Source organism: Mesorhizobium sp. WSM1343, from assembly GCF_055901535.1.
Genome location: NZ_CM148370.1, coordinates 3,063,700 through 3,083,956, shown reverse-complemented (window position 1 = coordinate 3,083,956; position 20,257 = coordinate 3,063,700). Strand labels below are relative to the sequence as shown.

Below are 20,257 nucleotides of genomic sequence, written 5' to 3'. Positions count from 1 at the left end.
GCAGTTCCAACGGTCAGAACTTATAGGCGACGCCGATCCGGACATCATGCGTCGTCAGTTCAATCTCGTCGGGATTGAGGGGAGCGCCGTTGACGAATGCGTGACGCAGGGAGTTGTGGCGGCCGAAATCGGCGAACCGGTACTCACCGCGAACCACCCAATTGTCGGTGACGGCGTATTCGGCGCCGGCGCCCAGCGTATAGCCCGTTACGGTATCCTTCACGTCGGCATAGGGACCGCCCGGAATGTCGGTGGTGGTGTGCTTGTAGCTTGCCACAGCCAGGCCGCCGGTGACAAAGGGAAGCCAGCGATCCATCGCATAGCCGGCCCGCAGGCGCACGGAGCCAACTGACTCCATCTTGAGCTCGCCGCCAAAGGCCGGGTCATCGATGCCGAGCGCCCGATAGAGCGTCGTGTCCTTCACGCTTGCGAAACTGTAGTCGCCCTCGATGCCGAGAGCCAGCCCACCGTCGAACTGCTTGTTGTAGCCGGCGTAAAGACCGCCGAAACCACCGGACGGACTGTAGCCCCAGCCGTAATTGTCGAAGCTGTCCGGGGCAAAGACTTGCCCTGCCCTTGCGTTCCCCCAGGCATATCCGGCATGCGCGCCAATATAGCCGCCGGACCAGTCGTAGGTGGCCGCGACAGGCAAGGCTTCACTGGTGTCCGCTGCGGACGCCATACCGACAGGCGTGAGGATGAAGGCCGTGGCGAGAAGAATGGTTTTCATCGTTTGCTATCCCGAAACTATTGCCTCGCCCCGCGCGAAAAAAGCGCGGGGGTTTGTTCAGCGACGCTAGGTCAGAACTTGTAGCTGAGCCCGACCCTGACATCGTGAGTCTTGAGATCGAAGTTCGCAACCGTTCCAAGACCAAAAAGCGGTACCGAAACGTCCTTTTTGCCGAAGTCGGAGTAGCGATATTCGACCCGCGCGATCCACCTGTCGGTGAAGGCGTGCTCAACGCCAGCCCCAGCCGTCCAGCCAAGATGGGTTTCGTCATGGACCGGTATTGTACCGCCGGGGCCGGTGGTCATCACGCTCACTTCATATTTGGCAGCCGCCACGCCTGCTGTGATGTAAGGCAAGGTGCGATCGAAAGCATAACCAGCCCGCAGCCGCGCCGAGCCCGACCATTTGACTTCGCTCTTGAACAGCGCGCCGGCACCGGCGAAGGTGCCCACCGCGTCTACATTGCTGTACGCAATGTCAGCCTCGGCACCGAGCACGAAGCTGTTCGCCAATTCCTGGTTGACGCCGATATGCACGCCGCCAACAAAACCGCTCGGATCGAGGGGAGCGTTGATGTCGGTGCCGCCGGGGCCAGCGCCGCCGATGAACAGATTGGACTTTCCGGATGCATAGCCGAAGTGAGCGCCGGCATAGAGGCCGGACCAGTCGTAGGAGGAGGCGACGGGCGAAGCCTCGCTGATATCTGCGGCGCACGCCATGCCGGCCGGCGCGAGGATCAATGCCGTTGCGAGAAGAAGAATTTTCATTGTTGTCTGCCGCCCCAAAATTGTCGTGGTCGCCGCCGCGGATGCCAGCGGAGGACCAGCTGTTGTCGAGAAATCCGGTGTTGCATTGTCCGCCGGCCGCGTCTTGGGCTGGGCCGCACCCGAATTGTCGGGGAAAGCACCACGGCGCTTTCCCGGTCGGTGTGGCTTTTCAGCCTCAGTCGATCGGCGCGCCGTGCATTCGGTGGCTGTCGGAAACTATCTGGCGCTGCCCGGCGTCGAGCCGAAGCGGCGGCGGAAGCAGCGGTTGAAATAGGACACGTCGGAGAAGCCGCTGAGCAGCGCGATCTCGCTGATCCGCATGCGGTCGTTGCGCCTATCGGACAGCATCCGATGCGCCCTTTGCAAGCGCAGTTCGAGAATGCGCTCGGCAAAGCTCACCCCGGTTTCCTGCAGCAGGTCATGGACATAGCGAACGGAGAGCCGCAATTGCCCGGCAACGCCCTGCGCCGAAATGGCGGGATCGGCGAAATTGTCCCGCATCTTCTGCAGTATGGCCTGCAGCCTTGCCGCGCGCAGACCGCGCAGGCCCGCCAGTTCGGCCGCTTCGCCCTTGGCACCGGTCGCCAGGCCGATCAGGTCGACGATCGTTTCGGTGGCGTGGCCGATGAGGTCGGGCGAGACCAGGGCCGGGCCTGCTTCCAGGAAGCTGCAATAGCGCTTGAGCATGCCGAGCGCCTCATTGTCGGCTCCGACGGTCAACGCCAGCCGATCCTCTATATGGGCGAAGGCATTTTCCAGCACGGCACGGGGAAGCACCACATTGGCCCAGACATTGCTGTCGCCGCCGGTCATCTGCAACGCTTCCGAAGCCGAGACCAGGGCGGCCTCGCCTTTGCCGACGTGATAATCGCGGCCAATCTGCGTGCCGCTGAGCACCGTATCGCCATTATTGACCAGCAGCAGATAGCCGTCGCGACCGTCGGCAGCGATATTGCCCGCCTTGCGGCTGGCATGACGTATCGTCCCGGCCATCTGCCCAAGCACAAGCGACCCGACAGCGGTGGCTTCGATCGCGGCTTCGAACGACAGTCTTTCCGAAATCGTGTATTCGACCGACCATATCTCGGCGACATGGATGTCCTGCCAGAGCGCGAAGCGTGCGCGATGATCCAGATGCGGCGGCAGATCCGCCGATGAGAAGACGTTCTTTTGCAAGGGACGACCGGCCTTTTCTACAATCGCGTCTTCATTTCGACACGCACCGTATTGGACCAGATCACGGTCTGTCCAGAGCCGGAAATACTTGTGCGCCAGGCGACAATTTCAGTGCCGTCCTGGACAAGGATTGGCCTGATTTCGCGGATCTGGCTGGCTGAATTTCGGATTACTCGAAAATACCCAGTGCCGACGAATCGTTCCCCTACTCCGGCGATGGAACCGGCGGCCGTGATGTCAGCGCCGTGCCGAAGGCGGCGACAACAACGGCAGCGATCCCGGCCAGTTGCGTCGCGGTCAGGCTTTCATGCAGGAACAGGAAGCCGGCCAGTGCACCCAGCCCAGGCTCCAGGCAGGTCAGCGTGCCGTAGATGCGCGCCGGCATGCGGGTCAGCGCCACCATCTCCAGGAAGAACGGCAATGCGCTGGAAAACAGGCCGACGAGCAGCGCGCTGACCAGGATCGACGGCGCCAGCAGCGCGGATCCCGCCTGGGCGACACCGAAGGGCAGCACCAGCACGGCGGCGATGGCCATGCCGTAGGCGGTGGTGCGGGTGCCAAGCTCCGCGCCGGCCTTCTGGGCCAGCACGATGTAGAGCGCCCAGAAGCCGCCGGCCGCCAGCGCCAGCATCACCCCGATCGGATCAAGCGGCGCGAGGGAACGAACGAAGGGCGACAACAGCAGGATGCCGGCCACCGCCAGCGCGATCCAGGCAAAGTCGCTGGCGCGCCGCGAAGTCAAGGTCGCCACCAGAAGCGGGCCGGTAAACTCCAGCGCCACCGCGATGCCGAGCGGAATCCTGGCCAGCGCTGCGTAGAACAGGAGGTTGAGGGCGGCGAGCGTCACCCCATAAGCGACCAGCCACGGCATGGTGGCACGCGAGGGCCGCATCTGCCAGGGCCGCAGCACCGCGATCAGCATCGCCGCACCGATGACCAGCCTGAGCGTCGTCGTCCCTTGCGCGCCGATCTGCGGGAACAGGCCTTTGGCGAAGGTGGCGCCGATCTGGATCGACACCATGGCGCCCATCAGTGCCGCGACAGGCAAGGGCGCCGCTTCGCGACGGGCAATCGGCGTCGATGTCACGTGATCCCATCCTCCATATCGCCGGGTCCAAACCCGACCGGCGGCATGGAGATAGGGCGAACCGGCCGGCCTGTCGTGAGGCAGCGGCAACTGGCTGCTAGGGCACGGCCAAGTGCCGCCGGCCGGTCAGTTCAGGGATTTGCGCCGTGGCGGCGGTGCCGGGTGGCGCTGCTCGAGGGCCGCAGCCGCATCGGTGCGGCCGGTCCGGCGCAGTCTTTCGAGATAGGCCGGCAACTCGCCAAGGCAATGGAACGGCCCGCCTTCCCGGATCACCGTCACCAGCGGGTCGACATCGCTGTCGCTGCGGATGGCCATGGCGCTGCGCCAGTCCTCGAGCAGCCGGCTGGCATGATCGACCACATCGCTTCGGGAGCCTGAGAGATCATGCTGCTCATGCGGATCCTCACTCAGATTGAACAGGCTGACCGGGCCGAAATCCTTGTAGCCGTCATGATAGGTGCGCAGCATCAGCCAGTCGGCCCCGCCGAGCCGGAACCGCACGCCGCGCTGTACCGCCCACGCACCCTGGCTCAGCACCAGGAAATCGCGGCCACCTTCCTCCTTCGCGGCGAGCGCCGGTGCAAAGGAGCGCCCGTCCCAAAGCGCCGGAACGTTGCCGCCGAGCCGGTCGATCAGCGTGGCGGCCCAGTCGAAATGATAATGAAGGCCGCCATTGACGCCGCGCATGTCCTCGGCGCCGGGCCAGCGGATGACCAGCGGCACGTTGCAGGTGAACTCGTCAGCCGTCTGATGGTCGCCCCAGACGTTGAGCTCGCCGAGGTTTTCGCCATGATCGGCGCCGATGACGATGATCGTGTCGTCGAACAGGCCTTGCCGCTTCAACTCCTCGACGATGAGACCGACATGATGATCGGCATAGAGCACGCCGGTGTCGTAGCCGTCGAACCAGGCCTTGACGGTGTCCATGTCGCTGATCGGCGACGGCATGCGCCGGTATTTCGATCCCCCCGGCTCGACGTCGAAGCCCGAGGGTTCCTGCGGGCTGTGCGGGCCGTAGCCGGCATGGCTCTTCTCGAACACCGCCCTGGTCATCCAGTCGGGAAGCGGCTGGTCGGCGAAGGGGTCGCCGAAAGCGTCCGGCGCGCGATAGGGTGTATGCGGGTCCCAGACATTGACATGCAGGAACCACTTTTTTGCCGAGCCATTGCGCTTCAGCCAGTCGATCGCCAGGCCCGAAACCTCGTCGGCGTTCTCCATGCCGGCCTTGCCGGGATTGATGATCTCGTTAAAGCCGGCATACCAATGCCAGCAGCCATGCCGTTCGCCAAAACTGCTGATGGTCGTGGTGTGGTAGCCAAGATCGCGCAGCGCCCGCATCCAGCCTTCCTCGTAGAAGGTGCCGGCCCAGGCTCGCTCGGCGCCTTCGCGGAACGGCTCGCAGGCGGTGCCGCCATGGCCGACCACGCCGGTCCGCATTCCGTGGCGGCCGCTCCACAGCGCCGTGCGCGACGGATGGCAAGGCACATCGGACACATAGACGTTCTCGAAGCGGATGCCCTCGCCGGCAAGGCTGTCGATGACGGGAGAGGTGTTGCGATGATAGCCGTAGCAGCCGAGGTGGTCGCGCCTGAGGCTGTCGATGTCGATATAGAGAACGTTCATGGATGGCTCGTCGCTGCTGTGATTGTCAGGAAACAGGCCCCGGTTCGCTGCCGGGGCTTGCGGTTTGCAAGGGGCGATTTCAAGATGGCCGTCAGGCCGAAATGTATTGATCGCCCAGATAATAGTCCTTGGGATCGAGCGAGGTCTCGAGCTTGCCGAAGGTCTTGAACAGGTCGTTCATCGTCGAGAACCAGCCGTTCACGGTGCCGTCCTTGGTCAGCTTGATCAGTTCGGCCGAGGTCATGAAGCGGCCATAGCCGGCCTCCGTCTTCAACTGGTCGGCCGGAATGCCGAGCAGCTTGGAGGTGATCTCGATCGCCTTGTCCTGGTTGGCGGCACGAAAATCCTGCGCGTCCTTGATGGCGCGCACCACGTTGCGGACGAGATCGGGATTGCCCTCCACCAAATCGTTGCGGGCAATGAAGACGCTCGGAAATGTGGTCTGCGGATAGAAGTCGTCGTTCTTGGCCAGCTCCACCAGATCGGGAACGCTCTTCTGGATGATGCCGACGAACGGATACCAGATGCCGGCCGCGTCGACCTGCTTGGAGGCGAAGGCCGCCACGATGGTGCTCGGGTCCATCTGCACGATGTCGAGGTCGGTCATCGCCATACCGGCCTTGCGCAGCGCCAGCCGCAACAGCATGTCGCCCGAGGTGCCGGCCGCGATCGCGACCTTCTTGCCCTTGAGGTCGGCGATGGACGTGATGCCGGCTTGGGCGATCACCCGGTCCGAGAAGCCGACATCGTTGACGGCGATGATCTTGGCCTTGCCGCTCGCCGGCAGCCACAGCGCGCCCGGTCCGAGATAGCCGAATTCCAGGCTGTTGGCGCCAAGCGCCTGGACCTGGATGGGGCCGTTGGTGAAGACCTTGATATTGGCATCGACGCCGTGCTTGGCATAGAAGCCCTGGTCGGCCGCAACGCCGGCAACGCTGGCGCCCCAGAAATCGCCGTTGTAGCCGATGCGTGCCGCCGTTCCCGCCGCTCCGGCACGGATGCCAGAGGCAGCGAACGCGGCAAGTGCCGCCGATGATGCGATGAGGTTACGTCTTGTCAGTGTCACCATACTCTCCTCCTGTCACTGTTACTGGTGGTAAACGGCTTGCCAGACGCGGTTGCGGATGCTCATGAACTCCGCCGAAAGCCGGATTTCCTCGGTTCTTGGGTAAGGCAGGCCGACGTCGATGATCTCCTTCAGCCTGCCGGGCCGCGCCGCCATGACGATGACGCGGTTGGCGAGGTAGACCGCCTCGTCGACATCGTGGGTGATGAACATCACGGTGCGCCGCTCCCGGCTCCAGGTGTCGAGCAACTGGTCCTGGAGCTGCACGCGGGTCAGTGCGTCGAGCGCCCCGAAGGGCTCGTCCATCAAAAGGATCGAGGGATCGACCGCATAGGCCCGGGCGATCGCGCAACGCTGCTTCATGCCGCCCGAAAGCGTCTTCGGCAGCGCGTCGGCGAAGTCGCCAAGGCCGACGAGATCGATGAAACGCTCGGCGATCTGCCGGCGGCGCGAAGCTTCCTCGCCCTTGATGCGCAGCCCGAACTCGACGTTCTGGCGTACGGTGAGCCAGGGAAACAGCGCGTATTGCTGGAAGATCATGCCGCGCTCCGGACCCGGCCCCTCGACCGCCTTGCCATCGACCAGCACGGTGCCCTCGCTCGGCTTCAGCAGGCCGGCCGCGATGTTGAGCGCGGTCGACTTACCGCAGCCGGACGGACCGACGACGGTGACGAACTCGCCGTCGGCGATGTCGAGCGACAGCCGGTCAAGCGCGACGAAGGCATTGTCCTTGAGGTCGAACCGGCGCGTGACCTTGTCGAAGACGATCTTTGGGGCGATCCTGGGCGGCATCACACGCGCTCCTGCCAGACGGTCAGCCGGCGCTCGATCACCAAAAGGATGCGATCCATGGCAAGGCCGAGAAGGCCGATGGTGATCAGGCTGACGAAGATGGTCGGCAGGTCGTAGTAGAGTTGCGCCTGCTGCATGCGGAAACCGAGGCCGGTCTGCGCGGCGATCAGTTCGGCGGCCACCAGCGTCGCCCAGGCCGAGCCGAGGCCGATGCGCACGCCGACCAGGATGAACGGCGTCGATGCGGGAATGATGACGCGCAGGAAGATGGTCATGTCCTTGGCGCCGAGCACGCGCGCGGCGTTGATCATCGTCTTGTCGACGCTGATGACGCCCTGATAGGTGGCGACGACGCTGGCCAGGAAGGAGGCCAGGAAGATGACGAAGACCTTTGGCGTCTCGTCGATGCCCATCGTTACGATCGCCAGCGGAATGATGGCCAGCGGTGGGATCATGCGGAAGAACTGCAGATACGGCTCGATAAGCGAGCGCGCGACCTTGTACCAGCCCATGACGAAGCCGACCGGGATCGCCAGGATGACGCCGAGGAGAAAGCCGGTCATCACCCGAGCAAGGCTCGACGTGATGTCGGTGACGAGCTGCCCGTTTGCGATCAGATCGATAAACCTGGACGCAACCTGTGGCGGTGGCGGCAGGCCCACCGCGCCGCCCGCCGTCAACACCCACCAGATGGCGATGCCGGCGACGAGACCGCAGAGATTGAGCGCGAGACCGCGATAGTCGATACCCCGATCCTCGTTCGAGCCGCCGCCGGAGCGTGTCGTCTTCGACGCTTCGCTCATCGCGACACTCCCGAATAGAAAAAATGGTCGAGCGCCGCCGCAGCAGCACCGATGGCGCCGGCACCAGGACCGAGGCTCGACCGCTCGACCCGCAGCACGTCGCGCATCGGCGGCAGGACGCGTGGCGGAACGCCCCGCCTTATATGATCGATGAAGCTTTCCGGGGCTTCGGCCAGGTGACCGCCAAAGACGATCAGATCGGGATTGAGCAAATTGGTCGCCGTCGCTATGGCCGTCGTCAGATGCCGGAGCGCCGCGTTCCAGACGTCGGGATATTTCTCCACCGCGGCCAGCAGGCGCCTGGGATGAGGCGTGTCGATATGGGCGGCGCGGGCCAGCGCGCGTTCGGACAGGAATGTCTCCAGGCAGCCCACATTGCCGCAGGCGCAACGCTCGCCATCCTCGACCACCTGGACATGGCCGAGCTCGACGGCCCCGTAGCCGCCGGGACGGAACGGCATGCCGTTGATCACCAGGCCGGCGCCGAGGCCGGTGCGCAGATAGATGTAGAGCAGCGCGGTCGTGTCGCGCCCGATGCCGTAGCGCGATTCCGCCAGCGCCATCGCGCTGACATTGTGCTCGACCACCACCGGCATGCGCAGCGCCGTTTCGAGCTCGTCGGCGAACGGCACGTCCTTCCAGTCGTAATTGACCGACTGCAGGTTGCGGCGGCGCTTGGTGTCCACCGGTCCCGGCACGCCGAGCCCCAGGCCGATCAGGCGCGAACGGTCGACGCCGGTCTTCTTGATCAATTGCTCGACGATCCGCACCACCATGCCGATCACCGCGGCGGGTTCGCTGGTGGCGGTGTCGAAATGCTGCGAGGCCATGGCTTTCGGGGCGGCCCTGAGGTCGGTGATGGTCGCGTCGATCGTTCCCGCGCCAATGTGCACGCCAACCACGGACAGGGCGTCGGGCACCAGCGCGACGCCGATCGCCGGCCGGCCGACGGGTGCATCGCCGGCAGTGGCCTGGTTGAGCTCGACCACGGTGCCTTCCCGCAGGAGATGGGCCGTCAGATGGGTCAGGGCGGTGGGTGACAGCGAGGTGCGCCGCGCCAGTTCGGCGCGCGACTGCGGACCGTCGTCGCGCAGGATTCGCAGGATCGCTCCGTGGTGCGCGCCCATTCTTCCTCCCTATTATTTTCTAATGTTAATAAATTAATTAAGCCTGTCAAGCACGGCAAAGCGCGGCTTGCGACTGGCATCGATGCACCTGGGTTTCACCCTACCCTGCCGCTGGAGTAGGGGCATTGACGCGAAGGGAGATAGCGGGGAAGGCAAGGCCGGCATGAGTAGGTCGAAGATCAGCCAAGCGGAGACGGCCACCTATGCCGCTTGGCTCCCGCGCGCGCTAAGCTGCGGTGGCAGCCGAGCGCTTGAACAGGATGGTCACCCGCGTGCCCTCGCCGGCGCTCGACGTCACGTCGAACTCCGCCTTGGCATTCTCGGTCAGCGAGCGGGCGATCAGCGCGCCGAGTTTGCCGCGCTTGGGCCAGCTCTCGCCGTCCGGCAGGCCAATGCCGTCATCGGCGACCACGATGCGGCAGCCATCGCCGTCGACGATGCTGTGCAGCGTGATCGTACCGCCGTCGCGCCCCTGGAAGGCATGCTTGAGCGCATTGGTCAAAAGTTCGTTCACCACCAGCCCGGTCGGCATGGCGACATTGATCGACACCGGATAGGTGTCGACCTTCATGTCGAGGCGGATGCCCTCGACCGCATGCGAGTTCATGACCGCCGACGCGATCTGGCTGAGATAGACACCAAGATCGACCTCATCCTTGCCATCGTCCCCCGACAGCGTCTGGTAGAGGATCGCCAGCGCATCGACGCGCCCCGCCAGCCTCTCGAAACGCTTCTGGTCCGGTTCGGCCGCGTTGCGCGTCTCCATCCGGATCAGCGCGGTGATCATCTGCAGATTGTTCTTCACCCGGTGCTGCAGTTCGCGCAGCAGCGTGTCCTTCTCACGGATGCGCTCGTCGATCGATCGCGCATCTTCGGTTTCGCCATGGGCCGAAACGTCGACCAGCGCCACCAGCCGGAAGCAGGCCTTGCCATTGTCGTCCTCGATGACGTTGGAATAGACGTCGACGATAGTCGGTTGGCCTTCCTTCCGCTCCAGCCGGAACGTGCCGATGAAATCGGTGTCCTCGACCACGGCCTCGAACAGCGGCCGGTCCTTCTGTTTGTGCAGGCCGGTGCCGGAAAGCGCCGCCCAGTGTTGCCGGGCGAGCGTCGCCGCCTTGAGGCCGGACAGTTTCTCGAATTCCGGATTGGCATAGATGACACGCTCCTTCGAACCCAGGTCCGAGACGGCAATGGCGATCGGTACCTGGTCGAGGAACTTCTTGAACTGTTCGCTTTCGAGCGCGCTGGCAAGGTCCGGCGTTTCGAGCAACTGCCCGACCGCTTCGGCCTTCTGTGTATCGGATGTCATCTGCGGCGCCTGTGCTGTGTGGGCACCATCAATAACAGCGATGCGATCACCCCGCCATCGCCAAACATGGAGTCCGCATTTTCACGCCCCGCATCGGCGATGGCGGCGTGTCTGCCGAATTGACGCCGCTGCCTGAGAGTGCCTCAGGAGGCCGGCTTCGACGCCAGCCGTGGACCGGTCTTGACGTCGACGATCTCCGGCTTGGCGCTGTCGACCGCGCCATCCCAGCCGCCGCCGAGCGCCTTGTTGAGGGCGATGTAGTTGGTCGCCAGCAGGACGCGGCTTTGCAGCAGCGAGTCCTCGGCCGAATAGAGCGAGCGCTGGGCGTCGAGCACGTCGAGGAGGCTTGTCTCGCCGGCCTTGTAGAGAGTGCCTTCGAGACTTGCCGCCTCGCCATAGGACTTCGCGGACGAGGCGAGCTTGCCGATCCGGATGCGCTCCTGCGACAACAGCACCAGCGCGTTCTCGACATCCTCGAGCGCCGTCAGCACCGAAGACCGGTAAGCGATGAAATACTGATCGCGTTGCGCCTTGGCGACCTCGACGGCCGCCTGCAATTGGCCGGCATTGAACAGCGGCACACTCAGCGTCGGCCCGAACGACCAGCCGATCGACGAATTCTTGCCGAGATCGCCAAGCTTCAGCGCCGCCGTGCTGATGTCTCCCGTCAGGCTGACCGAGGGATAGCGGGCGGCTTCGGCCTGGCCGATCTTGGCGGTATATTGCGCATATTGGCGCTCCGCCATGCGCAAATCGGGCCGCGACAGCAGGAGGTCGGCGGGAATTCCGGTGGGCATCGGCAGGCGCGGTGCAGGAATGGGCGCGACCCGCTTCAGCCGCTCGTTGAGCGAGGCAGGCGGCCGGCCGGCCAACACCGCGAGACGATGCACGGCCTGCGCATAACTTGCCTCCAGCGTCGGAACGGCGGCTTCGGTGCTCGCTGCCTGACCCATTGCCTTGGCGACATCGGCGGCGGTCGCCGTGCCCGCCTGCGCCATGGTGCGGGTAAGTTCGGCGGTCTGTCTTTGCGACGCGGCCGAACGACGGGCGAGCGCGATGCGGGCCTGGTAGCCGCGCGCCTGGGTATAATAGGAAGCGACATCGCCGACCAGGGTGAGAAGCGTCGAGCGCAGTTCCTCCTGCGAGGCGTTCAGCCCGTAGCGCGCGGCCTCTACGCCCCTCCGGTTGGCGCCGAACAGGTCGAGCTCCCAGCTTGCATCGAAGCCGGCCTGGTACTCGCTGTAGGTGGCGTCAGAGCCTGATGTGGTCTCGGCCGACTTGTTGCGGGAGGCCGAGCCGGAGCCGTCGGCCGAAGGCAGCAATGTGCCGGCACTCTGGCGATAGCTGGCGCGCGCCTCGCGGATTTTTGCCTTGGCGGTGGCGACATCGAGATTGCCGGCAACCGCTTCCTCGACAAGCGTGTTCAGCTCGGGATCGCGTAGCCGCTGCCACCATTTTGACAGTCGTGCCGGCTGGGCAGGCTTTGTCGGCTTCTGGCCGCTCCAATTCGCCGGCATTGCCAGTATCGGTGTCTGATAATCCGGACCGACGACGCATCCCGCGAGCAGGACAGCGGTGAGCATAGGCGCAAGAAGCCGCCTCGCGGCCACCGAGCCACGTTCCAAACCTGTCATGTGAAGTTTTCCTTATTGCTGGGTGGCCGTCACCGGCGTCTCGCCCGTATCTGGTTTGGCCGCCCTGCCCTTGAAGATGCGCCGCACCGTGACGAACAATAGCGGCACCAGGAAGACGCCGATCACCGTCGCCGCGATCATGCCGCCCATCACGCCGATGCCGACCGAGTTCTGCGCGCCCGAGCCCGCACCGCTGGCGATCGCCAGCGGCAGCACACCCAGGATGAAGGCCAGCGACGTCATCAGGATCGGCCGCAGCCGTTGTCGCGCCGCCTCCAGCGTCGCCTCGACCAGCCCCATCCCGGCGGCTTGCCGCTCGATGGCGAACTCGACGATGAGGATGGCGTTCTTGGCGGCGAGACCGATCGTGGTCAAAAGGCCGACCTTGAAATAAACGTCGTTGGACTGGCCGAACAGGCTGGCCGCCAGCAGCGCGCCGAAGATGCCGATCGGCACCGACAGCATGACCGCGAACGGGATCGACCAGCTCTCGTAGAGTGCGGCCAGGCACAGGAACACGACCAGCGCCGAAATCGCGTAGAGCGACAGCGCCTGGTTGCCGGAAAGCTTCTCCTGGTGCGACAGCCCGGTCCACTCGTGCGAATAGCCGGCGGGCAGTTGCGCGACGAGCTTGTCGATCTCGTCCATGGCGGCACCCGAGCTGACGCCCGTGGCTGCCGCGCCCTGGATCTCGACCGCCGCCGAACCATTGTAGCGCTCCAGCCTGGGCGAGCCGAATGTCCAGTGGCTGGAGGCAAAGGCCGAGAACGGCACCATGGCGCCGCTGGCGTTGCGGACCTGCCATTTGTCCAAATCTTCCGGCTGCATGCGGAAGTTCGGGTCCGACTGCAGATAGACCGGTTTCACCCGCCCGCGATCGATGAAGTCGTTGACGTAATCGCTGCCCCAGGCGGTCGAAAGCGTGTTGTTGATGTCGGCCAGGCTGACGCCCAGCGCGCTGGCCTTCTCCTGGTCGATGTCGACCGAGAGTTGCGGCTGGTCTTCCTGGCCGTTGGGCCTTGTGTTGGCGAGCACCTTGCTCTGCCCGGCCAGGGCCAGAAGCTGGTTGCGCGTCTGGATCAGCGCGTCATGGCCGGCGCCGTTGACGTCCTGCAGGTAGAAGTCGAAGCCGTTGGTGTTGCCGAAGCCCTGGATGGCGGGAGGCGCGAGCGCGAAGACCTGCGCGTCCCTGATCTTCGAAAACGCGCCCATCGCCCGGCCGGCGATGGCCTGCGCGGCGGAAGCCGGCGATTTGCGCAGGTCGAAATCCTTCAGCCGCACGAAAGCGATGCCGACATTCTGCCCTGCGCCGCCGAAGCCGAAGCCGGAGGCGGTGAACACCCCGTCGACGACGTCCTTCTCCTGGTTGAGATAATGGTCGGTCACTTCTGCCAGCACGCGCTCCGTGCGATCCTGCGTCGCGCCGACCGGCAGCTGCACGCTGGTGATCAGGATGCCCTGGTCCTCTTCCGGCAGGAACGAGCTCGGCAGCCGGGCAAACATCCAGCCCACGGCAACGACGATGGCCAGGAACACGACGAGGAAGCGCCAGGATCGGTTGATGATGCCGTGCGAGCCGTCGCGGTAGGCAAGCGTGCCGCGATCGAAGACACGGTTGAACCAGCCGAACGGGCCGGTCTGCGTCGCATGGTCCTTGGGCGGCCGCAGGATGGTGGCGCAAAGTGCGGGCGTCAGCACAAGGGCGACCAGCACGGACAGCACCATCGCCGAGACGATGGTCACCGAGAATTGCCGGTAGATGATGCCGGTCGAACCGCCGAAGAAAGCCATCGGCACGAACACGGCCGAAAGCACCGTGGCGATGCCGATCAGCGCGCCGGTGATTTCGTGCATCGACTTGCGCGTCGCCTCCTTCGGCGACAGGCCTTCCTCCTGCATCACGCGTTCGACATTCTCGACGACGACGATGGCGTCGTCGACCAAGAGGCCGATGGCCAGCACCATGGCGAACATGGTCAGTGTGTTGACGGAATAGCCGAACAGCGACAGCACGCCGAACGTGCCGAGCAGCACCACTGGCACCGCGATCGTCGGGATGATGGTGGCGCGCAAATTCTGCAGGAAGATGAACATCACCAGGAACACCAGCACGATCGCTTCGGCCAGCGTCTTGACCACCTCCTCGATCGACAGCCGCACGAAAGGCGAGGTGTCGTAGGGATAGACGACCTCGACCCCTTGCGGGAAGGTCGAGCTCAGCCGGGCGATCGTCGAACGCACCGCTTCGGCGGTGTTGATGGCGTTGGCGCCGGTCGCCAAATTGACGGCGACGCCGGCCGCCGGCTTGCCATTGTAATTGGCCTGCGTCGTATAGCTTTCGGCGCCGAGCTCGACGGTGGCGACATCGTTGAGGCGGACCAGAGAGCCATCGGTCTGGCTCTTCAGGATGATGTTGCGGAACTGTTCGGCGGTCTGCAGCCGGCTCTTGGCCGTCACCGTGGCATTGAGCTGCTGGCCCTTGCGCGCCGGCAGGCCGCCAAGCTGGCCGGCCGAAACCTGCGTGTTCTGCGCCTCGATCGCCGAGGCAATGTCGCTCGGCATCAAGGCGTATTTGGCGAGCTGGTCAGGATCGAGCCAGATGCGCATGGCATAGCCGGAGCCGAACAGCTGCGTCGAGCCGACGCCTTCGACGCGCTTCAGCGTGTCGTTGACGGTGGCGTCGACATAGTCGGCGAGATCGGTCGAGTTCATCTTGGCGTCGGTCGAGACGAAGCCGATGACCATCAGGAAGCCGGTCGAGGATTTGGAGACGGTGATGCCGTTGCTTTGCACCACCTGCGGCAGCTGCGATTGCACCAGCTGCAGCTTGTTTTGCGTCTGCACCTGGGCGGTGTCGGGATCGGCCGCTGTGGTGAAGGTCAGCGTGATCGAGGCCGAACCGGTCGAGGTCGACGTCGCCGTCATGTAGTCGAGATTGTCGATACCGGTCATGCCTTGCTCGATGACCTTGGTCACCGAGTTCTCGACCGTCTGCGCGTCGGCGCCCGGATAGGTGGCGCTGATGTTAACTGTCGTCGGCGCAATCTGCGGATATTGCGAGATCGGCAGCGAGGTGAGCGCCAGGAGACCGCCCAGCATGATCACGATGGCGATCACCCAGGCGAAGATCGGCCGGTTGATGAAGAATAGTGACATCGCTCAGTTCCCGGTCGCGGCGGCAGGCGCCGGTTTCGCCGCATTGGACGCGGCCGGTGCGGCGGACGTGCTCTGCCCGCGGTCCTTGACCTCGCCGGTCGTCTCGTCGATCGTCACTTCGACGCCCGTCGCATCGCCGCCGGGGCGCACCAGCTGCATACCCTCGACGATGACGCGGTCGCCGTCGCCGACACCCGAATCCACCAGCCAGTTGTTGCCGACGCTGTTGCGCACGGCGAGCACGCGCGTCTCGACCTTGCCCTGCGCGTTGATGACCATCGCCGTGGCCTCGCCCTTGGCGTTGCGGCTGACGGCACGCTGCGGCACCAGGAAACTGTTCTGGGCAACGCCCTCCTCGACCAGTGCCCGCACATACATGCCGGGCAGAAGCAGGCGGTCCGGATTGGGGAACTCGGCCCTGAGCGCAAAGGTGCCGGTGGTCTGGTCGACATTGGCGCCGGCGAATTCCAGCTTGCCGGTCTGCGTGTAGATGGTGCCGTTCTCGAGCTTCAGCTTCACGCTGACATTGGGCCCGCTGAACTTCAGCCGCCCTTCCGAGATCGCCTGCCGCAGATTGAGCAGGTTGGTGCTCGACTGCGTGACGTCGACATTGATCGGATCGAGGGCACGGATGGTGGTCAGCACCGTGTCCTGGTTCGCGGTCACCAGCGCGCCCGGCGTCAGCGTGGACTTGTCGATGCGCCCGGCGATCGGTGCCGTGATGGAGGTCCGGTCGAGGCTGATGCGCGCCGTCTCGGCACTGGCCTTGGCCGAGGCGACATCGGCTTGCGCCTGCGCCAGCGTGGCGGCGGCATCGTCATAATCCTGTTTGGAAACAACGTTCTGCTTCAACAGGCCGGCATAACGGTCGAACTTGGCCTGCGCCGTAGGCACCGCCGCTTCCGCCTTCTGCTGTGCGGCGACCGCGCTGTCGTAGGACGCCTTGTAGCTCGCCGGATCGATGAGGTAGAGCGGCTGTCCAGCCGCCACCTCGCTGCCCTCCTTGAACAGGCGCTGCTGGATAATGCCGTTCACCTGCGGGCGCACTTCGGCAACCAGCGAGGCCGCCGTGCGTCCCGACAGTTCGGCGGTGATCGCCACCGATTGCGGATGCAGGGTGACGACGCCGACTTCCGGTTTGCCGGGCGCGCCCATGCCTGCGGGGGCGCTGCTCTCCTGCGAGCAGGCCGCCAGCAGAAAGGCGGATGCGAACATCGCGGCCCAGGGCGCCAGACGGCGTGCCGGCTGCAAAGACGGGCTAGGCTGGATAGACATGGACTGAATGATCTTTCGCTGGAGTTGCGGGCGCGGGCAATCGACCGCTTGGTCGAGGCATGCCGGCCGATATCTTGATGGTGGGCCGCGCCGGTCTGCGGGCGGCGACGAGCAATGCTTCGAAGCGGCTCATGTCGCGCTCCTTCTCGGCGGCCAGAGCTGCTCGAAGGTCGAGTAGCCGGCCGCGATGCCCACCAACATCATTATGCCGATCAGCGAGGACATGCCAAGCGCCTTGCCGGAATTCACGCGATCTTGCGGTCATGATGCCCATGGTTGTCGAGCGGCTGCGACAGCGGGAGCGACAACCGCCAGCCGGCGAAACTCAGGCGGATCGCGCCCTTCAGCGTGTCGGCCGGCGGGGCCAGCGGCATGCCTCGCCCGACAGGACCGAACGAGAGCCTCGGGCTGGCGGACGCGAGCAGCCGCAGCATGATCATGGCTTCCCACATTGTCGTGCTTCCATTGCAGGGTTCGAATTGGGCATGGTTCGAATTGGCGCGATTCGAACTGGGCGTGATCGAAACGAGGATGGCGGAGATACGCCCGCCATCCCCGGAGAACCGGCCGACCCGAGAACGGGTTGGGTACCGGGCCGGCCGGTGCAGTCGGTCAGAGTTGCTCGTCGTTCCCGGGCTGGGGCGGGAGCTGCCTGCCATCGTTGGGCAGACCTCTGGGGCCGGCTGCATCGTTCGGCGGACCGCCCCAGGGACCGGGGGGTGATCCATGGGGACGTTCCGCCGAAGCGAGGAGTTCGAGTTGTTCGGGCGTCAGCTTGGCGCGCAGTTCAGCGATCGCCTCCTTCAGTCTGCCGGCCGAAACCGCGCGGGCGGTAACGTCGTCGGCCAGCTTTTCCTGGAAGGCGAAGGGATCGGGCTTGCCGCCCGGGCCTGCTGCGTCGGGGTCCTTCGCTTCAGCACCAACGGGCCGCCCGCGGTCAGGCCGAGGCTGCGAAAGCACCGCCTGCAGCGCGCTGGTGTAGTCGCGCCAGGCGTCGAGTTGTTCGGTGCGGATGCCGACGCGGGTCTCCAGCGCGGCGAGCCGGGCGGCCAGCATGAATTCCGGCGGCGGACCCATGCGGCGGGGGCCAAAGCCTTGCGGGCCGAAACCCTGCGAACCAGGTCGCATCGGTCCATGCGGGCCGGGTCCATTCCGGCCGTGGCCTGCCCCATCCTGCATGGCCATGACAGGGGGCGGCTCACCGGGTCCGGCGCCGGGGTCGGGCTGCGCCGCCAGCGCGGGGTGAATTGCGGCGACGGAAAACAGGCCGAGCGCAAGAAGTCTGCTTGGCATAAAGATGTTCCTTTCTCTCATGCTTCGGACGGTTCAGAGGATAGGAAGCGTCTTTGTCCGCTTCGCGTCGGCGTGTTGCCGAAGGTTTCCGCAAAAGGGCAATTTGTTTCCGAATGTTTCCCATGGCCCGCCGGAAACGTTCGGTTGCAATTTTCCACGCCGCTCGGGCGCGGCTCTCCTATAATCGCGGCAAGCCCCTGCAATCACGGGTCCCAATATTCATCGGCAACGGCACGGTCATGCAGTCACAACCCCATATCCTCGTCGTCGACGACGACCGCGAGATCAGGACGCTTCTCCAGCGTTACCTCGACAGCCAGGGCTTTCGCGTCACGGCGGCGGCGGACCGGCGCGAATGCGAGCAACGGCTTGGCTCCGGCCAATTCGACCTGATCGTGCTCGACGTGATGCTGCCGGACGGCTCGGGGCTCGATATCTGCCGCGGTTTGCGCGACCGCAAGCCGCACACCCCGATCATCCTGCTGACCGCGCTGAAGGAAGATGTCGACCGCATCATCGGCCTGGAACTCGGCGCCGACGACTATCTCGGCAAGCCGTTCAACCCGCGTGAGCTCATTGCCCGCATCCGCGCCGTGCTCAGGCGCTCGACGCCCGAGGAAGCGCCCGCGCCGCCGCGCGCGCGCATCTACCGCTTTGCCAGTTACAGGCTGGAACCGGAGACCCGCAAGGTGACGGATGCGCGAGGCGTGGCCGTCGACCTCACCGGCGCCGAGTTCGCTCTTTTGCAGGTGTTTCTCGACCGTCCCGGCCGGCTTTTGTCGCGCGACCAGCTTCTCGACCTGACGCAGGGCCGCGAACGCGATCCGCTCGAACGCTCCGTCGATGTGCTGGTGAGCCGGCTGCGCCGGAAATTTTCCGACACCGGCGACGGGCCGCTGTTCAAGACCGTGCGCAATGGCGGCTACCAGCTCACGGCGCGTGTCGAGACCGTGGAGAGCCACGCGTGAATTCACTGCGCCGCCGTCTCATCCTGCTGTTGGTCGCCTCGATCGTCGGCGTCGTCGGCCTGGCGACGGCCGCCGTCATCAGCGTGCGCGGTGGCGGACCGCCGCCGGAACTGACCGTGCCCTGGATTGCCCAACAGATGGAACTGGTGGTGCGGCTCTTGCCGGGGCCGATCCCCGACGTCCTGCGGGTTCAATTCGCCGACCATCCAGCGGGCGGCAAGGTGGCTCGTGCGGAAACGGCGATGCTCAACGACATCCTGCACCGCCGTGGCCTCGACTTTCCCGCGGTCGTCAACGAGAAGCCGGACGAACCCGGCCAGATCGCATCGATGCACCTGCCCGACAGCCGATGGGCGATCATTGAGGTGCCGCACCTCAAGCCGCCGCGGCGAGAATGGCTGGTTCTGGCCGGCTGGATCTCGCTGATCGTCGCCGGCGCCACGGCGGTATCGGTCTATTTCACCTCGGTGCTGATCCGACCGCTCGAAATGCTGGAGGCCGCCGTCTCCAAGATCGGATCGGACGGCGTGCTGGCGGCGGTGCCGGAAGTGGGTTCGGCCGAGGTCAAGGCCACCGCGCATGCGCTGAACCAGCTCTCGTCGCGGCTGCGGACCGCCATGGAAAGCCGCATGCGGCTGGTCGCGGCTGCCGGCCATGATCTGCGCACGCCGATGACGCGCATGCGGCTGCGCGCCGAATTCCTGGACGACGAACGCGACAAATGGCTTCACGACCTCGAGGAACTCGATCGCATCGCCGACAGCGCCATCCGCCTAGTGCGCGAAGAGGTCAACCAGGACGCCGTCGAAGCGGTGGACCTGGCAAAGACGGTGCGCGATATCGAAGCCGAGATGGTGTCGCTCGGCCATGCCGTCTCGATCGGGCACCTGGAAAAGGTTTGCGTGCGCGCCGGCGCGCTCGGCCTGCGCCGCGCCTTGCGCAACCTGATCGTCAACGCCGCCACCCATGGCAAGGCGTGCCGCATCGACCTGGCCGCGACCGACAATCGCGCCGTGCTGACCATATCGGACCATGGGCCGGGCATCCCCCCGGAACTCCTGAACAAGGCGTTCGAGCCCTTTTTCCGCGTCGACCCCGGCCGCCTGCAATCGATCCCCGGAGCTGGTCTTGGCCTCGCCATCGCCAAGGAAATCATCGAGCGCTACGGAGGCACGGTAACACTGGAAAACCGCCGGGGCGGCGGGCTGGAGCAGACGGTGGTGTTCGACGCGGTGTGAGGGTTGGCGGTCAGCCGAGTAATGGGCGTTGCGCGTGGCAACGACGAAAAACAGAGACGATGCTGCACCGCGCAAAGCTAATGGTTCCAAATCATTTCTTCACGGAGCCAGGGCCGGATCCATATAGATAAAATATAGATTACGGAATTTCCTGTGATCTAACAAAGAACTAGGCTCTCAAGCCACGAGCTCGCAAATCAACCGAGGCGG

The 20,257-nt window shown here is 65.0% G+C and carries 17 protein-coding genes; 2 read left to right on the top strand and 15 right to left on the bottom strand.

The features are described from left to right. Positions 1-13: 13 nt before the first annotated feature. From AC0NIL_RS14885 to AC0NIL_RS14815, 15 genes are all read right to left on the bottom strand, one after another. On the bottom strand, positions 14-730 hold the full coding sequence (locus AC0NIL_RS14885) for an outer membrane protein (protein WP_224674522.1): 717 nt from the start codon (positions 728-730) through the stop codon (positions 14-16). Positions 731-801: 71 nt separating this feature from the next. Next, entirely contained in the window at positions 802-1,497 is a 696-nt protein-coding gene (locus tag AC0NIL_RS14880; RefSeq protein ID WP_275952629.1) for an outer membrane protein, read from the bottom strand. Positions 1,498-1,713: 216 nt separating this feature from the next. Next, positions 1,714-2,673 (bottom strand): AraC family transcriptional regulator, encoded by a 960-nt coding sequence (locus tag AC0NIL_RS14875; protein ID WP_024501671.1) that lies wholly within the window; start codon positions 2,671-2,673, stop codon positions 1,714-1,716. 205 nt (positions 2,674-2,878) lie between these two features. Further along, entirely contained in the window at positions 2,879-3,760 is an 882-nt protein-coding gene (locus AC0NIL_RS14870; RefSeq protein ID WP_275952628.1) for an EamA family transporter, read from the bottom strand. 126 nt (positions 3,761-3,886) lie between these two features. Further along, the gene (locus AC0NIL_RS14865) at positions 3,887-5,383 is read right to left on the bottom strand and encodes a sulfatase (RefSeq protein WP_275952627.1); all 1,497 of its coding nucleotides are present in this window, start codon (positions 5,381-5,383) and stop codon (positions 3,887-3,889) included. A 91-nt stretch (positions 5,384-5,474) separates the two neighbouring features. Beyond that, positions 5,475-6,443, bottom strand: coding sequence for an aliphatic sulfonate ABC transporter substrate-binding protein (locus AC0NIL_RS14860; protein WP_473572446.1), 969 nt, complete (start codon positions 6,441-6,443; stop codon positions 5,475-5,477). A 27-nt stretch (positions 6,444-6,470) separates the two neighbouring features. Next, positions 6,471-7,229: an ABC transporter ATP-binding protein gene (locus AC0NIL_RS14855; RefSeq protein WP_032898659.1), complete on the bottom strand. Its 759-nt coding sequence runs from the start codon at positions 7,227-7,229 to the stop codon at positions 6,471-6,473. 11 nt (positions 7,230-7,240) lie between these two features. Next, positions 7,241-8,044, bottom strand: a complete 804-nt coding sequence (locus AC0NIL_RS14850) for an ABC transporter permease (protein ID WP_275952625.1) — start codon at positions 8,042-8,044, stop codon at positions 7,241-7,243. Further along, complete coding sequence (locus AC0NIL_RS14845) at positions 8,041-9,171, bottom strand: ROK family transcriptional regulator (RefSeq protein ID WP_275952624.1); 1,131 nt, start codon at positions 9,169-9,171, stop codon at positions 8,041-8,043. Before AC0NIL_RS14845 ends, AC0NIL_RS14850 begins: the two co-directional genes overlap by 4 nt. Before the next feature lie 226 nt (positions 9,172-9,397). After that, a complete protein-coding gene (locus AC0NIL_RS14840; RefSeq protein ID WP_275952623.1) occupies positions 9,398-10,483 on the bottom strand; it encodes a sensor histidine kinase in 1,086 nt (361 codons plus the stop codon). A gap of 143 nt (positions 10,484-10,626) precedes the next feature. After that, a complete protein-coding gene (locus tag AC0NIL_RS14835; RefSeq protein WP_275952622.1) occupies positions 10,627-12,117 on the bottom strand; it encodes an efflux transporter outer membrane subunit in 1,491 nt (496 codons plus the stop codon). A 12-nt stretch (positions 12,118-12,129) separates the two neighbouring features. Continuing rightward, positions 12,130-15,273: an efflux RND transporter permease subunit gene (locus tag AC0NIL_RS14830; protein WP_275952621.1), complete on the bottom strand. Its 3,144-nt coding sequence runs from the start codon at positions 15,271-15,273 to the stop codon at positions 12,130-12,132. 3 nt (positions 15,274-15,276) lie between these two features. Beyond that, a complete protein-coding gene (locus tag AC0NIL_RS14825; protein WP_275952620.1) occupies positions 15,277-16,548 on the bottom strand; it encodes an efflux RND transporter periplasmic adaptor subunit in 1,272 nt (423 codons plus the stop codon). A 245-nt stretch (positions 16,549-16,793) separates the two neighbouring features. Then, positions 16,794-17,000, bottom strand: coding sequence for a hypothetical protein (locus tag AC0NIL_RS14820; RefSeq protein ID WP_275952619.1), 207 nt, complete (start codon positions 16,998-17,000; stop codon positions 16,794-16,796). 160 nt (positions 17,001-17,160) lie between these two features. Continuing rightward, on the bottom strand, positions 17,161-17,841 hold the full coding sequence (locus AC0NIL_RS14815) for a hypothetical protein (protein WP_275952618.1): 681 nt from the start codon (positions 17,839-17,841) through the stop codon (positions 17,161-17,163). Positions 17,842-18,080: 239 nt separating this feature from the next. On the opposite strand from AC0NIL_RS14815, the gene AC0NIL_RS14810 reads away from it, so the two are divergent. After that, positions 18,081-18,809 (top strand): response regulator, encoded by a 729-nt coding sequence (locus tag AC0NIL_RS14810; RefSeq protein ID WP_275952617.1) that lies wholly within the window; start codon positions 18,081-18,083, stop codon positions 18,807-18,809. Beyond that, on the top strand, positions 18,806-20,047 hold the full coding sequence (locus tag AC0NIL_RS14805) for an ATP-binding protein (RefSeq protein WP_473572152.1): 1,242 nt from the start codon (positions 18,806-18,808) through the stop codon (positions 20,045-20,047). The genes AC0NIL_RS14810 and AC0NIL_RS14805 overlap by 4 nt, the downstream gene beginning before the upstream one ends. The last annotated feature ends 210 nt before the right edge of the window (positions 20,048-20,257 follow it).